This is a genomic window from Komagataeibacter melomenusus, assembly GCF_013155395.1.
GTDB classification, from domain to species: domain Bacteria; phylum Pseudomonadota; class Alphaproteobacteria; order Acetobacterales; family Acetobacteraceae; genus Komagataeibacter; species Komagataeibacter melomenusus.
On sequence record NZ_JABJWC010000015.1, the window covers coordinates 36,972 to 51,266 of the forward strand.

At 66.2% G+C, this 14,295-nt stretch carries 13 protein-coding genes; 5 read left to right on the forward strand and 8 right to left on the reverse strand.

From position 1 onward, the window contains the following. Window positions 1–7: 7 nt before the first annotated feature. The 5 genes from HNW77_RS07815 (at window position 8) to HNW77_RS07835 (ending at window position 6,635) form a co-directional block, all read left to right on the forward strand. The gene (locus HNW77_RS07815) at window positions 8–2,221 is read left to right on the forward strand and encodes an ATP-dependent helicase (RefSeq protein ID WP_172156649.1); all 2,214 of its coding nucleotides are present in this window, start codon (window positions 8–10) and stop codon (window positions 2,219–2,221) included. Further along, complete coding sequence (locus HNW77_RS07820) at window positions 2,222–3,124, forward strand: 50S ribosomal protein L11 methyltransferase (RefSeq protein ID WP_172156651.1); 903 nt, start codon at window positions 2,222–2,224, stop codon at window positions 3,122–3,124. Continuing rightward, on the forward strand, window positions 3,117–3,635 hold the full coding sequence (locus HNW77_RS07825; protein ID WP_172156653.1) for a GNAT family N-acetyltransferase: 519 nt from the start codon (window positions 3,117–3,119) through the stop codon (window positions 3,633–3,635). The genes HNW77_RS07820 and HNW77_RS07825 overlap by 8 nt, the downstream gene beginning before the upstream one ends. 25 nt (window positions 3,636–3,660) lie before the next feature. Further along, the gene (locus HNW77_RS07830) at window positions 3,661–5,433 is read left to right on the forward strand and encodes an aminopeptidase P family protein (protein ID WP_172156655.1); all 1,773 of its coding nucleotides are present in this window, start codon (window positions 3,661–3,663) and stop codon (window positions 5,431–5,433) included. A 173-nt stretch (window positions 5,434–5,606) separates the two neighbouring features. Beyond that, window positions 5,607–6,635 carry an isocitrate/isopropylmalate dehydrogenase family protein gene (locus HNW77_RS07835; protein WP_172156657.1) on the forward strand — a complete coding sequence of 343 codons (1,029 nt, stop codon included), beginning with the start codon at window positions 5,607–5,609 and terminating at the stop codon, window positions 6,633–6,635. 146 nt (window positions 6,636–6,781) lie between these two features. Here the strand turns inward: HNW77_RS07835 and uraH are convergent, their stop codons facing one another. The 8 genes from uraH to HNW77_RS07875 are packed head-to-tail and all read right to left on the reverse strand — an operon-like array spanning window position 6,782 to window position 14,274. Continuing rightward, window positions 6,782–7,138, reverse strand: coding sequence for a hydroxyisourate hydrolase (gene uraH / locus HNW77_RS07840; RefSeq protein ID WP_172156659.1), 357 nt, complete (start codon window positions 7,136–7,138; stop codon window positions 6,782–6,784). Further along, a complete protein-coding gene (uraD, locus tag HNW77_RS07845; protein ID WP_172156661.1) occupies window positions 7,135–7,662 on the reverse strand; it encodes a 2-oxo-4-hydroxy-4-carboxy-5-ureidoimidazoline decarboxylase in 528 nt (175 codons plus the stop codon). The genes uraH and uraD overlap by 4 nt, the downstream gene beginning before the upstream one ends. Beyond that, the gene (gene puuE / locus HNW77_RS07850; protein WP_172156663.1) at window positions 7,659–8,570 is read right to left on the reverse strand and encodes an allantoinase PuuE; all 912 of its coding nucleotides are present in this window, start codon (window positions 8,568–8,570) and stop codon (window positions 7,659–7,661) included. Before puuE ends, uraD begins: the two co-directional genes overlap by 4 nt. A 20-nt stretch (window positions 8,571–8,590) precedes the next feature. Further along, window positions 8,591–9,820, reverse strand: coding sequence for a pyridoxal-phosphate-dependent aminotransferase family protein (locus HNW77_RS07855; protein ID WP_172156665.1), 1,230 nt, complete (start codon window positions 9,818–9,820; stop codon window positions 8,591–8,593). Then, window positions 9,817–11,088, reverse strand: a complete 1,272-nt coding sequence (locus HNW77_RS07860) for an allantoate amidohydrolase (RefSeq protein ID WP_172156667.1) — start codon at window positions 11,086–11,088, stop codon at window positions 9,817–9,819. The genes HNW77_RS07855 and HNW77_RS07860 overlap by 4 nt, the downstream gene beginning before the upstream one ends. Next, window positions 11,082–12,674, reverse strand: a complete 1,593-nt coding sequence (locus HNW77_RS07865; protein ID WP_172156669.1) for a gamma-glutamyltransferase family protein — start codon at window positions 12,672–12,674, stop codon at window positions 11,082–11,084. Before HNW77_RS07865 ends, HNW77_RS07860 begins: the two co-directional genes overlap by 7 nt. Then, window positions 12,668–14,041 (reverse strand): AtzE family amidohydrolase, encoded by a 1,374-nt coding sequence (locus HNW77_RS07870; protein WP_172156671.1) that lies wholly within the window; start codon window positions 14,039–14,041, stop codon window positions 12,668–12,670. The genes HNW77_RS07865 and HNW77_RS07870 overlap by 7 nt, the downstream gene beginning before the upstream one ends. Further along, a complete protein-coding gene (locus tag HNW77_RS07875; RefSeq protein WP_172156673.1) occupies window positions 14,038–14,274 on the reverse strand; it encodes a DUF4089 domain-containing protein in 237 nt (78 codons plus the stop codon). The genes HNW77_RS07870 and HNW77_RS07875 overlap by 4 nt, the downstream gene beginning before the upstream one ends. Window positions 14,275–14,295: the final 21 nt, after the last annotated feature.

The following is a 14,295-nucleotide window of genomic DNA, read 5'->3' on the forward strand; positions in this document are numbered from 1 at the left end:
AAGCGTGATGGACAGCCTTATCCCCACCGGCAACGCGCCGGAATACCTCAGCCGCCTCAACCCCGAGCAGCGCGCCGCGATCGAGACGACCGACGGCCCGCTGCTGGTCCTTGCCGGCGCAGGCACGGGCAAGACGCGGGTGCTGACCACGCGGTTCGCGCATATCCTGCTCTCGGGCCGGGCGCGGCCCAACCAGATCCTGGCCGTGACCTTCACCAACAAGGCCGCGCGCGAGATGCGCGAGCGCGTGAGCGCGCTGCTCGGTGAACCGGCGGAGGGGCTGTGGCTGGGCACCTTCCACGCGCTATGCGCGCGCATGCTGCGCCGCCATGCGGAATATGTGGGTCTTACCAGCAGCTTCACCATCCTTGATACCGATGACCAGTTGCGCCTGCTCAAGCAGGTGCTCGAGCCCTACCGTATCGACACCAAGCGCTGGCCGCCACAGGCGATCATGGGCGTGATCCAGCGCTGGAAGGACCGTGGCCTCATGCCCGACGCCATCACGGCGGCCGAGGACACGGATTTCGCCAATGGCCGCTGCGCCGAGATCTATACCGACTATCAGAACCGGCTGAAGCAGATCAACGCCTGCGACTTTGGCGACCTGATGCTGCACATGACGGAAATCCTGCGCAGGCATCCTGCCGTGCTCGAGCAGTATCACCGCTACTTCCGCTACATCCTGGTTGATGAATATCAGGACACCAACACCATCCAGTACCTGTGGCTGCGGCTGCTGGCCCACAGGCCGGGCCAGCCATCGAACATCTGCTGCGTGGGGGATGATGACCAGTCCATCTACTCATGGCGCGGGGCGGAGGTGGAGAACATCCTGCGCTTCGAGCGTGACTTCCCTGGTGCGCGCGTGGTGCGGCTCGAGCGCAATTACCGCTCCACCCGCCAGATCCTTGGCGCGGCCTCGGGCCTGATCGCCCATAACGAGGAGCGCCTTGGCAAAACGCTGCACCCCGGCCGCGAGGATGCGGAAGGCGAGAAAGTGCGCGTGATTGCCGTGCAGGACTCCGATGACGAGGCCCGCATGGTCGGCGCCGAGATCGAGCGCCTGCGCGCCGATGGCCACGCCATGAGCGAGATCGCCATCCTCGTGCGCGCGGGCTTCCAGACCCGCGCATTCGAGGAACGGCTGATCACCCTCGGCCTGCCTTACCGCGTGGTGGGTGGCCTGCGCTTTTACGAGCGCGCCGAGATCCGCGATGCCATTGCCTATATGCGCGTGGTCAGCCAGCCCTCCGATGACCTGGCGTTCGAGCGCATCATCAACGTGCCGCGCCGGGGCGTGGGCGCCACGGGGTTGCAGAAGCTGCACATGCACGCCCGCGAGCGCCAGATCCCGCTCACCGCCGCCGTGCTGGAAATGCTGGCTACCGGCGAGATCAGGGGCAAGGCAAAGGAACAGTTGACCGCGCTGATGCACGCACTCGCCACCGCACGCGAGCAGGCCGGGCGCGAGGGGCATGTCGTGGCCATCGACAACCTGCTTGATGAAAGCGGGTATATCGAGATGTGGAAGGCCGACAAGTCACCCGACGCGCCGGGCCGGATCGAGAACCTCAAGGAACTCGTCCGCTCGCTGGCGGATTACGAGAACCTTGGCGGCTTCCTCGAACATGTCGCCCTTGTCATGGATACCGAGGCGAAGGCGGGCGATGACAGCATGAGCATCATGACGCTGCATGGCGCCAAGGGGCTGGAATTCGACACCGTATTCCTGCCCGGCTGGGAGGAAGGCGTGTTCCCCTCGCAGCGCACGCTTGATGAAGGCGGCCTGAAGGGGCTGGAGGAGGAACGCCGCCTGGCCTATGTGGGCATTACGCGCGCGCGCAGGCTGGCCATCATCAGCCACGCCGCCAACCGGCTCATCTATGGTAGCTGGCAGTCCGCCATTCCCAGTCGGTTTGTGGAAGAACTGCCCGCCGAGCACATTGAAAGCCGGGGCGACAGCGCCAACAGCCGCCGCAACTTCCTCGGGCGGCCTGCGGTATTCGGGTCCTCCCCCTTCCCGCTCGTGGCGGCCAGACGGGTGCATGACGTCACCCCCGCAGCCGCCCCGGCTGCGGGCATGAAGGTGGGGGTGCGTGTATTCCACCAGAAATTCGGCTACGGCACGATTACCTCGGTCGAGGGAAACCGGCTGGAAGTCGCATTTGAAAAAGCAGGCCCCAAGCGGGTGATCGATAAATTTGTTGAGCAGGTATAGATGAGCCTTTCCCCCCGGCGTCACGCCACCGAACTTGAAACCATATCGGTCACCGTTCCGCCTGATGCGGTCGAGGCCTATGAATCCGCCCTCGCCACCGTGTGCGCCACCATCGGCATCTTCGAACTCGATGACAGCCAGACCCTGTGGCGCGTGGAAGGGGTGAAGGACACCGGCAGCGGCGAGGACGAACTGCGCGCGGCCCTGATCCTCGCCGCCCTGACCAGCGGCGTGGATGCCGAACTCGAGCGCAGCCACACCGAGGCCGAAGGCTGGCTGGCCCGCACCTACGAATCCTTCCCCGAGCAGCTTGCAGGCAGGCGCTTCGCCATTCGCGGCACCCACCTTGAGGATGCCCCCAACCCGCAGCGCATTACCATAACACTCGATGCGGGGGTTGCCTTCGGCTCGGGCGAGCACGGCTCCACGCGCGGCTGCCTGCGCGCACTCGAGATGGTGGCATATCGCAGGCCGCAACGCATTCTCGACCTTGGCTGCGGGTCGGGCATTCTGGCCATGGCGGCGGCAGCGCTGCTGCACAAGCCGGTGCTGGCCACCGATATCGATCCGTGGTCGGTGCGGGTGACCAGACGCAACGCCGCCATGAACGGGCTGTCCAACCTGATCGACTGCCATCTGGGTAATGGCTGGTCCACGCCCGCCATCCGCCGCCATGCGCCTTACGACCTTGTGTTCGCCAACATCCTGGCCCGCCCGCTCTGCGCCATGGCCGCTGACCTCGCGCTTAACCTGATGCCCGGCGGCACCGCCATCCTGGCGGGGCTGCTCAACACGCAGGTGCGCATGGTGCTGGCCGCCCACAGGCGGCACGGGCTTGTGCTCGAGCGCCACCTGCGCGAGGGAGACTGGGGCACGCTGATCCTGCGCAAACCCCATGGCTGATACCCCCGCCCTCCTGATCCGCGATGCGACGGATGATGACATCCCGGCCATTGTCGAGATCGTCAACCACGCCATCCGCAACAGCACCTCGATGTGGGAAACGCAGGAAACCACGCTCGAGGCCCGGCTGGACTGGCTGCACACCAGCCAGGCCAGCGGCTTTCCCGTGCTGGTGGCGCAGATGCCCGATGGCAATGTGGCGGGCTACAGTAGCTGGAAGATGTTCCGCCCGTTCTCGGGTTATCGCCATACGGTGGAGCATTCGCTCTATATCGCGCCCGCCTACAAGCGCCAGGGCATTGGCAGCGCCCTGCTGCAGGCCCTGTGCGAGCGGGCGACGGCTGCAAACGTGCATGTCATGATCGCGGGCATTACGTCCACCAACATCGCCTCGCGCAGGCTGCATGAGCGCTTTGGCTTCCAGCATGGGGGCCTGCTGCCTGAATGCGGCACCAAGTACGGCCGCTGGATGGACCTCCTGTTCCTGTACCGCATCATGTCACCGGCGTAGTTCCACCCCCAGCAAGGATACCCCCATGTTGCCTGTTTCCAGCCGCCCCGATGCCCTGCGCGCCGCCCTGAGCCGGATGGGCGTGGACGGTTTCATCCTGCCGCGTGGCGATGAACATCTGGGCGAATATGTCGCCCCCTGCGCGGAACGGCTGGCCTGGCTCACCGGCTTTACCGGCAGCGCGGGGCTGGCGGCCATCCTGCCCGGGTGCGCCGCCGTGTTCTCCGACGGGCGCTACATGACCCAGATGGACCAGCAGGTTGATGCAGCAGCGTGGGAGCGGCTGCACATTACCCGGACCCCGCCCGCAGGCTGGCTGGCGCAGCATGGAGCGAGCCTGCGCATCGGCTACGACCCGCGCCTGACCAGCGAGAGCGCGCTGCGCCCGTTCAGTGATGCGGGGCTGACGCTGGTGCCGCTGGCCGAAAACCCCGTGGACCAGGTCTGGACCGACCGCCCTGCTGCCCCCTGCACGCCCTGCGTGCCCCAGCCCGAGGCCTGGGCGGGGCAGGCAAGTGCCGCCAAGCGCGAAGCCCTTGCCGCCAGCCTGCGCGCAGCGGGCGAGCACGCGCTGGTGCTGAGTGATCCGGCCTCGATTGCGTGGCTGCTCAACATCCGCGGCAATGATGTGCCCTACACGCCGCTCAGCCTGAGCTTTGCCATTGTGCAGGGCGACGGACAGGTGACGCTGTTCATCAACCCGGCCAAGGTGGCGCAGCAGACGCGCGACTGGCTGGGCGCCGACGTGACCCTGCTGCCGCCATCAGCACTGGAGGAGAGCCTGCGCGCCCTCGCCCCGGCCCGCGTGCAGGTTGACCCCGCCCGCAACGCGATATGGTTCATGCAGGTGCTGGAACAGGCGGGGGCCACGATCATCCGCAAGGATGACCCGTGCCAGTTGCCCAAGGCCATCAAGAACCCGACCGAGCAGGAGGGCAGCAGGCGTGCCCACCTGCTTGATGGCGTGGCCATATGCCGCTTCCTGCACTGGCTGGATGACAATGCAGCCCGCACCACGGAGCTTGATGCGGCTGAACAGCTCAATGGCTTTCGCGCCGACTGCCCCGATTACCGCGAGGAGAGCTTTCCCGCCATTTCCGGCGCGGGGCCGAACGGGGCGATCATCCATTACCGCGTCACCCCCGAGAGCAACCGCGCGCTGCGCCCCAACGAGGTCTACCTGATCGATAGCGGCGGGCAGTACCCCTTTGGCACCACCGACATCACCCGCACCATCTGGACCGGGCCGGGGGCGCCCGATGCGGATGTGCGCGATGCCTTTACCCGCGTGCTGCGCGGGCATATCGCGCTGGCCCGCGCGCGCTTCCCCACTGGCGTAACCGGCCACGCGCTCGATGCGCTGGCCCGCCATGCCCTGTGGGAGGGCGGGCTGAATTACGACCACGGCACCGGCCACGGCATTGGCAGCTACCTGTCGGTGCATGAGGGACCGGCCACGATCTCGCCCGTGTTCCGGCCCATAGCACTGCATGCGGGCATGATCCTGTCCAACGAGCCGGGCTATTACCGCCCCGGCGCGTTTGGCATCCGGCTTGAAAACCTGCATCTGGTCCAGCCCAGCAATGTGGGCGAGGCCAATCGCTCGTTTCTGGAATTCGAGGTGCTTACCCTGGCCCCATTCGACAGGCGGCTGATCGATGCAGCCAGCCTGTCAGCAGCCGAGACGGCATGGCTGGATGGCTATCATGCACGGGTTTTTGAAAGCGTCGCGCCGCATCTGCAAACTCCGGCGCGCACATGGCTTGCGGCAGCCTGCGCGCCGCTGCACGCCGGATAATGTGACTGTAAAACCGCCAGCCCGGCCCCGTGGCCCGATTGTCACGCCGGACTGGGGGGCCTAGGACTTTTAACCAGTTCCGACGGGGCACCCGGCAACGAACCGGGTCCGCCAAGCCGGTGCGTATGCTGAAACGCTTTTCAGTAGCAAGCACTAAAGGGAGACGTTCGAGAATGTCTGCAGAAAAAACAATTCCCGCTACCCTGATTCCCGGTGATGGAATCGGGCCTGAAATTGTCGACTCCGTTATCGAGATCCTGGATGCGGTTGGCGCCCCCTTCAAATGGGAAAAGGCGCTTGGTGGTGTGTCCGCGCTTGAAGCCACCGGCAGCCCGCTGCCCAAGGAGACGATCGAAAGCATCCGCCGCACCGGCCTTGCGCTGAAAGGCCCGCTGACCACGCCCGTCGGTGGTGGCTTCAAGTCCATCAACGTCACACTGCGCCAGGAGTTCGGCCTGTTCGCGAATGTGCGCCCCACAAAGACGATCGTGCCGGGCGGGCGGTTCGAGAACATCAACCTCGTCATCTTCCGCGAGAACCTCGAGGGCTATTACGCCGCACTCGAAAACTACATCCCCGTCGGTGATGACCCGCACGCCATCGCCACCAGCGCAGGCTACACCTCGCGCGCGGAATGCAACCGCATCGTGCGCTATGCCTTTGAATACGCGGTCAAGAACAACCGCAAGCGCGTCACCCTGGTGCACAAGGCCAACATCCTCAAGCTGCTGACCGGCCTGTTCCTGGAAGAAGGCCGCAAGGTCGCCAAGGAATATGAAGGCCGCGTGGAAGTGAACGAGCGCATCGTTGACGCCTGCGCCATGCAGCTCGTGACCGATCCGTGGCAGTATGACTGCATCGTTACCACCAACCTGTTTGGTGATATCCTGTCCGACCTGACCGCTGGCCTCGTGGGCGGGCTTGGCCTGGCACCGGGTGCGAATATTGGCGAAAAGGCTGCCGTGTTCGAAGCCGTGCATGGCTCGGCCCCCGACATTGCGGGCCAGAACAAGGCCAACCCGACCTCGCTGCTGCTGGCAGCGAACATGATGTTGCAGCATGTGGGCCGCCAGGATCTGGCCACCCGCATCGACAAGGCCATCGAGAAGGTCATCTCCTCGGGTGCCGTGCGCACCGGCGACCTTGGCGGCAAGGCCAGCACGACCGACCTGACGGCAGCGCTGAAGCAGGCTGTTTCCTGATTTCGGTGCATCCTGCGGCGGGGCAACCTGCCGCAGGGGCATGCAAAAAGGGCCGTGGCATGACTGCCGCGGCCCTTTTTGCATTTTCCAGAAGTTACCGTTATCCGAAGATTTTTGAAAAAAGCTTCACCGGAAACGTCTGGCTTTCAGCTCCCGCGATAGGTCGAAAACCCGAACGGCGAGGCCAGGAGCGGCACGTGGTAATGCCCGCCCCTGCCATCGGCCCCCGCTGCCGCCATGCCGAATGCAATCGGCACCACGTCAAGGAAAGGCGGCTCGGACAAGGCAGCGCCCTGCGCGCGGAAATAGGCGGCCACGGCAAATTCCAGCCGGTAGGCACCGGGCTGCATCTCGCCCATCTGCTGGCCCAGTTCAGGGCAGCGCCCATCGGCGTTGGTCACGCCACGGAACAGGCAGTCCTGCCCCGCCCACAGGCTGATGGCCATGCCAGCAGCGGGCCTGCCCGATACGAGGTCAAGCACATGGGTGGAAAGCGTGCTCACAGGTCATGCTCCAGGCGTTCAAGCACATCGGCCAGGCGGAGTGCCGCAATCTTGTTGATCTCGGCCAGCGCGGTCTGCTGCTCGGCCTGTGGCGTGTTGTCCAGCCGGGTGCGCAGGCCGTTGAGGATCGCCTGCTTGTCCGAGCGCCGCACGCAGATGATGAACGGCATGCCGAATTTGGCGGCATAAGCCTCATTGAGCGCGCGGAAGCTGGAAAACTCATCCGGCGTCAGCCGGTCCAGCCCGGCGGAGGCCTGCTCGGCTGCCGAGGCCGAGGTGAGCGTGGGGTCAACCCCCATGCGCTGCGCCAGTTCGGGGTGGGCGCGGATGAGGGCCATCTTTTCGGCCTCGTCCGCCTGTTCCAGCACCAGCGCCATGGCCGCCAGCATGGCCTCGCGCCCGGTAAAGGGCGCATGGCCATGGGCGCGCTGGGCAATCCAGGGGGAATGCTCGTATATCGGGCCGAACAGTTCCACAAACCGCACGGCGGAGAGCGAATTCACCCGGTCAAAAACACGGTTCATGCCGGGTGCGTCTCCAGCCAGTGCCGGGCGATGTCCAGCCGGGTCGCAACCCAGACCTTCTCGCGCTGGGCAATATAGTCAAGGAACCGCGCCACCGCCCTTGCACGGCCGGGGCGGCCCGCCACGCGGCAGTGCAGGCCGACCGACATCATGCGCGGCTTCTCGGCCCCTTCCTCATACAGTTCGTCAAACGTGTCACGCAGGTAGTTGAAGAACTGCTCGCCCTCGGTAAAGCCGTTCAGCGCCACGAAGCGCATGTCGTTCACATCGAGCGTGTAGGGCACGATCAGTTGCGGCCGCCCCGCACTACGGTCGTAATAAGGCAGGTCATCGGCGTAGGAATCAGCGTCGTACACAAAGCCGCCTTCCTCCGCCACGATGCGGGCGGTGTTGGGGCTGGTGCGGCCCTGGTACCAGCCCAGCGGGCGCGAGCCGGTCAGCTTTTCATGCAGCGCGATGCATTCAAGGATATGGGCGCGCTCCACGGCCTCGGGTATGTGCTGGTAGTCGATCCAGCGCAGCCCGTGGGAGGCGATTTCCCACCCGGCTTCCTTCATCGCGGCAACCGCTGCGGGGTTGCGCGCCATGGCGGCAGCCACGGCAAACACCGTGAGCGGCTGCCTGCGCTGGGTAAAGATGCGGTGCAGCCGCCAGAACCCGGCGCGCGAGCCATATTCGTACAGGCTTTCCATCGCAATGGCGCGGGCGCCGGGAATGGACTGCGCGCCCACCATCTCGGACAGGAATGCCTCCGACCCGCGATCGCCATGGAGGACCGAGTTCTCGGCCCCCTCCTCGTAATTGATGACGAACTGGACCGCGATCCGCGCCCCGCCAGGCCATTTTGCATCTGGCGGGTTGCCCGCGTAGCCAACCATGTCGCGCGGATAGGCACCTGTGTCAGACATTATGCCGTAATCTCCCGTTATCAGTCGTTATAGGCGGCAAGGGCAGCATCGACGCCTGCGCCCGCGGCAAAGCCGTGGCCCTCATGGCGCAGCACGGTTTCAAGCGCGCCCATGGTCAGCAGCACCTTGTGCTTTTCAGCGTTGTAGCCCATGGCGCCGATGCGCCAGATTTTGCCCTGCAGCGGGCCAAAGGCGGAGCCGATCTCGATCTCGAAATCCTCGCGCATGCGCCTGCGCACCTGCTCCCCGTCAATGCCCCTGGGGATGTACACGCCGGTCACGTTGGTCATGCGGTGTGCGTCGCCGCCAAACAGTTCCAGCCCCATGGCGCGCAGCCCGGCGCACACCGCGCGCGAGGCGGCGGCATGGCGGGCGAAGCGGGCCTGAAGCCCTTCCTCCAGCACCACGCGGGCGGCTTCACGCGCGCCATACAGCATGGTGGTGGCCTCGGTGTGGTGATTCAGGCGCTTTTCGGACCAGTAATCCATGACCATGGCCAGGTCGAAATAGTTCGACGGAATGCGCACGCGCGTGCCGTCCGTGGTGTCGCTGCCGCGGATGCCCGCCTCGACATGGCGGCGGGCGAAGATGTGCTCGGCCGCGCGGTCGGAGAGGGTGATGGGCGCCGAGCCCGGCGGGCCGCCCATGCATTTCTGCAGGCCCGAACTCACCACGTCCACGCCCCAGCGGTCGGTCGCCACTTCCATGCCGCCCAGGGTGGCCGTGGTGTCGACATAGGAGAGCACATCGTATTTGCGGCACAATGCGCCCACGCCATCAAGCGGCTGGGCCATGGTGGTGGAGGTATCGCCATGAATGCACGCCAGCACATGCGGGCGGTGGGTGATGATGGCGTCCTCGATCTGTTCGAGGCTGGCCACCTCGCCCCAGGGCAGGTCCAGCGTCACGATCTCGGCGCCGATGCGCTGCGCGATCTCGGAGAGCAGCAGGCCAAAGCGCCCCGCGCGCACGATCAAAAGCTTCATGCCCGGCTCGACGAGCGAGACGAGGGCCGCCTCGATACCCGCGCGCGCCGTGCCATCGACCAGCAGGGTCCAGCGGTTGTTGGTCATGAACACCTGACGGTAGAGATCCATCGTCTGGTTCATGTAGTCGGTCATCTCGGGGTCGAACTGGCCCAGCATGTCGGCCGCCATGGCGCGCAGCACGCGCGGGTGCGCGTTGACCGGCCCCGGCCCCATCAGCAGCCGGGCGGGAGGGTTGATCTGGCCGAAAAAGGTCTGGGTCATCCGAAATGTCTCTCAAAAAGTCCGATAAAGGCGATCATCGCCCGCAGGGCTGCATCCGTATCCGCATCGGTTACGGATTCAGCGGGGTTATGGCTGATACCGCCCGCACAGCGGATGAACAACATGGAAACAGGAGCCAGATGCGCCATGATCATGGCGTCATGCCCGGCACCGCTGACCAGCAGCCGCGCCTCATGCCCGGTTACGGTACCGACCGCCTGTTCCATGAAGGTGGTCAGCCTCGGGTCGCACGGCGTGGCATCAAGATCCTGCTGCATGCTGATGGCGAGTTCCAGCCTGCGTGCCTTTGCCACTTCATGGGCTACGGCCAGGATGTCGCGGGCCGCACGGTCACGCACTTCATTGGTGCCGGCACGCAGGTCCAGGGTGAACACCACCTCGCCCGGCACCACGTTGGCCGCCCCCGGCACCACGTCAAGCGACCCCACGGTGGCCACCAGCCCATCCGTGCCCGCGCGGCCGATCCGCTCGGCGGCGAGGATGATCTCGGCAGCGCCTGCCAGCGCATCACGCCGCAGGTCCATCGATACGGTGCCCGCATGCCCCGCCATGCCGCGCAGGGTCATGCGGTAGCGGTGCTGGGCGGCAATGGCGCTGACCACGCCAAGCGCACGGCCCTCGGCCTCGAGCACGGGCCCCTGCTCGATATGCGCCTCGACATAGGCAAGGATCTTTTCGCCCCTGCGCGATGCCGTGTGCATCTGCCCCGCATCCAGCCCGAATGCCCCCAGCGCCGTGGCCAGCGTGGTGGTCTCGGCCCAGTCGCGCATGGCGGGATCGGGGGTTTCGAGCACGCCTGCCACGGCATGCGAGGTCAGCATGCCGGATGGAAAGCGCGAGCCCTCCTCATCGCCAAAACCGATCACTTCCAGCGCAAAGGGGAAGCGTTTTCCCTGCCGGGCAAAATGGGCCACGGTCTCGATACCCAGGATGACACCGAGCATGCCATCAAAGAAGCCACCATCACGCACGCTGTCGATATGCGAGCCGATCAGCAGCACCGGGGCATCAGGTGTCAACCCTTCATAGCGCCCCAGCAGGTTGCCGGCCGCATCCATGCGCGTTGTCATGTCCGCTTCGTGCATCCATGTGGCCAGCCGGTCGCAGGTGGCGCGGTAGGAGGGGCCGAGATAGGGGCGGAACAGCCCGCCCTCCATCTCGGAATACGGCGCACGCCCCAGTTCGGTGCAGCGCCGGACCGCGCGCGGGCCGGAAGGCTGCCGCCTCTGTTCTACAAGATTCACCATGCCGCGACACACCCGTCACTCCGGGGGTCGCTCGCTCCCTCCAGCAGCCCCGATTCATGGCGCACCAGCGCACCCGCATGCCCCATGATGGAGGAAAATGGCGGCACGCGTTCCATCTGGTGGCCTGCGGCACGCATGCGGGCGATCACCTCGGGGTCGAAGCGGTCCTCATATTTCAGGCTGACGCTTGATTCGCCCCATGTGCGGCCCAGCAGCCAGCGCGGCGCGGTGATGGCGCGCTGCAACGGCATGCCATAGCGTGCATAGCGGGTGAAAAGGGCCGCCTGTGTCTGGGGCTGGCCTTCGCCGCCCATGGTACCGTACACCATGGTCCGGCCATCCTCGAAGCGCGCACCCGCCGGGTTGAGCGTATGGAACGGCTTGCGGCCCGGCTGCAGCCCGTTCCACCCCTGCGGGTCAAGCCCGAAGCTGGTGCCGCGGTTCTGCCACACCACGCCGGTGCGCGGCAGCACCACGCCCGAGCCATATTCAAAATACAGGCTCTGGATCATGCTCACGGCCAGCCCGTCGGAATCGATCACGCCCAGCCAGACCGTATCGCCCTGCTGTGATTGCCATGGCCACGGCGCCGCCTTGTTGGGGTCGATGCCTGCCGCCATGCGGTCGAGTGCCTTGCGGTCATCAAGGATGTCCTGCGCCTGCACGGTCATGTAGGCGGGGTCGCCCACATGCGTGTCGCGGTAGCGGAAGGCCTGCTTGGTGGCCTCGACCAGCCCGTGCAGGTAATCGAAATCATCCGCTTCTGCCGCCTTGAGCCGGTCAAACAGCGCCAGGATCAGCAGCGAGGCCACGCCCTGCGTGGGCGGCGCCATGTTGTACAGGTCCGCGCCGTGAATGCGGGCATGGAGTGCGGGCTGGTGGGTTGCCTTGTGCGCCTGCAGGTCGGCCAGTGCCAGCGGGCTGCCAAGGGCCTGCAGGTCGGCGGCGAGTTCACGCGCCACCGTGCCGCGATAGAAGCTGGAAAGCCCTTCATCAACCAGTTGGCGCAGGGTCGTTGCCAGGCGCGGGTTATGCAGGATGTCGCCTGCCTGCGGCAGCTTGCCGCCGGGCATGAACTGTGCGGCAAAACCGGGCACGTCCTTGAGTTCTTCCGCCTTCTGGCGGGTGATCTCGGCAGCCCCCGCCGTGACGGGCACGCCCTGTTCGGCATAGTACAGCGCATCGCGCAGCACGCGGCCAAGCGGCAGGCCCGGCGCCATGGCGTGGCTCCATGACAGGGCCATCTCCCACCCCGACACCGTGCCCGCGACCGTATTGGCCGCAAGCGGGCCACGCCACGGAATCGTGTCATGGCCCGCGGCGTGATAGAACGCGGCATCCGCCTTGCCTGCGGCAGCCCCGCAGGCATCGATGGTTTCCACCCTTCCATCGGGCCACATGGTCAGCCAGAAGGCATCGCCGCCAATGCCGGTCATGTGCGGATAGACCACGGCCAGGGCCGCGGCGGTGGCAACGGCGGCCTCGATGGCCGTGCCGCCTGCCTTGAGCACGTCAAGACCGGCCTGGCTGGCAAGGTGGTGGGGGGATGTGACCATCCCCCGGCATGAACGTGGCGTATTCAGCATGCCTTTTCCTTCCGCGCGTAACCCGCATCAAGCGGGCGGCAGGCGGCAAGGCCCGCGCGCTGCAGTTCGGCCGCCACGGCAAACAGCTTTGCCTCGGCTCCGGGCGCGCCGATGAGCTGGATGCCCAGCGGCAGGCCCGGCGCGGCCAGCGGGGTGGCCAGCACCGGCAGCCCGGCCAGGCTGATGGGCTGGGTGTAAATGCCCAGATTGGCCCGCGCGGAAACGCTCTTGCCATCCACCATGATGGAAGGCTGGTCGATACGCGGCGCAACCCCCACCGTGGTCGGCGCCACCAGCACATCGGCCTGCGTCAGGGCTTCATGCACCTGCGCGCGGAACCACCGGCGGAAGCGCTGCGCCTGCACGAAGGTCGCCGCGGGCAGCATGGCGCCCGCCATGAGGCGGCTGCGGGTGGCGGGATCATACTGCATGGAGCGTCGGCGCAGGCGCGGCAGGTGCAGGTTGCCCCCTTCCGCCGCGCTGATGAGGAAGGCCGATGCCCGCGCGCGCGCCACCTCGGGCAGTTCAATGACACGGTCATGGCCCAGATGCGCCATCACGCCATCGATCGCGGCCGTCAGCCCGGTGCTGACATTGCGGGCAAACCACCCCCCCAGCCGCGCCACTTTAACGGATGCCACATCAGGCAGGACCGATACGTCCCGGCCTGCCATGATGGCATATACCGCCATCAGGTCCTCAAGCGTATCGGCCATGGGGCCTGCGGTATCAAGGCTGGCCACGAAGGGATAGACACCGCGCAGCGGCACCTGGCCATAGGTGGGCTTGAGCCCCCACACCCCGCACAGCGCGGAGGGGATGCGGATCGAGCCATTGGTGTCCGAGCCCAGCGTAAAGGGCAGCAGCCCCGCCGCCACGGCGGCTGCCGACCCGCCCGACGAGCCACCGGCAAGGCGGTCGCGGTCATGCGGGTTGCGGGTGGTGCCGTTATGGGCGTTCTCGGTGGAGAAGCCGTAGGCAAACTCATCCATGTTCAGGGTGGCCACCGGCACGGCGCCAGCCGCGCGCAGGCGGGCGATGACGGTGGCGTCCTCGGTGGCGGGCAGGTTGTCGCGCAGCACGATCGAGCCTGCGGTGGTGACTTCGCCGCGCACGTCAAACAGGTCTTTTACGCCAAAGGGCACGCCTGCGAGCGGGCCGGGGTCCTGACCCGCGGCCATGGCCTTGTCCACCGCCTCGGCCTGCGCCACGGCGGCGGGGCCAAGAATGCGGGTTACGCTGTTGAAGCGGGTGTCACGCGCCTCGATATCGGAAATGACCGCCGTGACCACGCCCACGGCATTGCGGCGGCCGGCGCGTATGTCGGCGGCAATGCCAAGCGCGGCACCCATGGCATGGGCGCTCATGGCGCGTACTCATAGGCTGGCTCGCAGTCATCAGGCAGCACGAAGCCTGTCACGAGGTCGGCATAGCCCTGCAGCAGCGCCATATTGGCCACGACATCTGGCAGGCAGGCCACCGGAATGTTCAGGCCGATCATCCGGGCCATGTCTGCCACGGGGGGCACCTTGTGGTCATTGCTCGCCCCCGCGCCGGCAACACCCGGCGCGGAAGGTGAAAGGCTTACAGTGCTGCTCATCTACTCACTCTCTCCCGAATG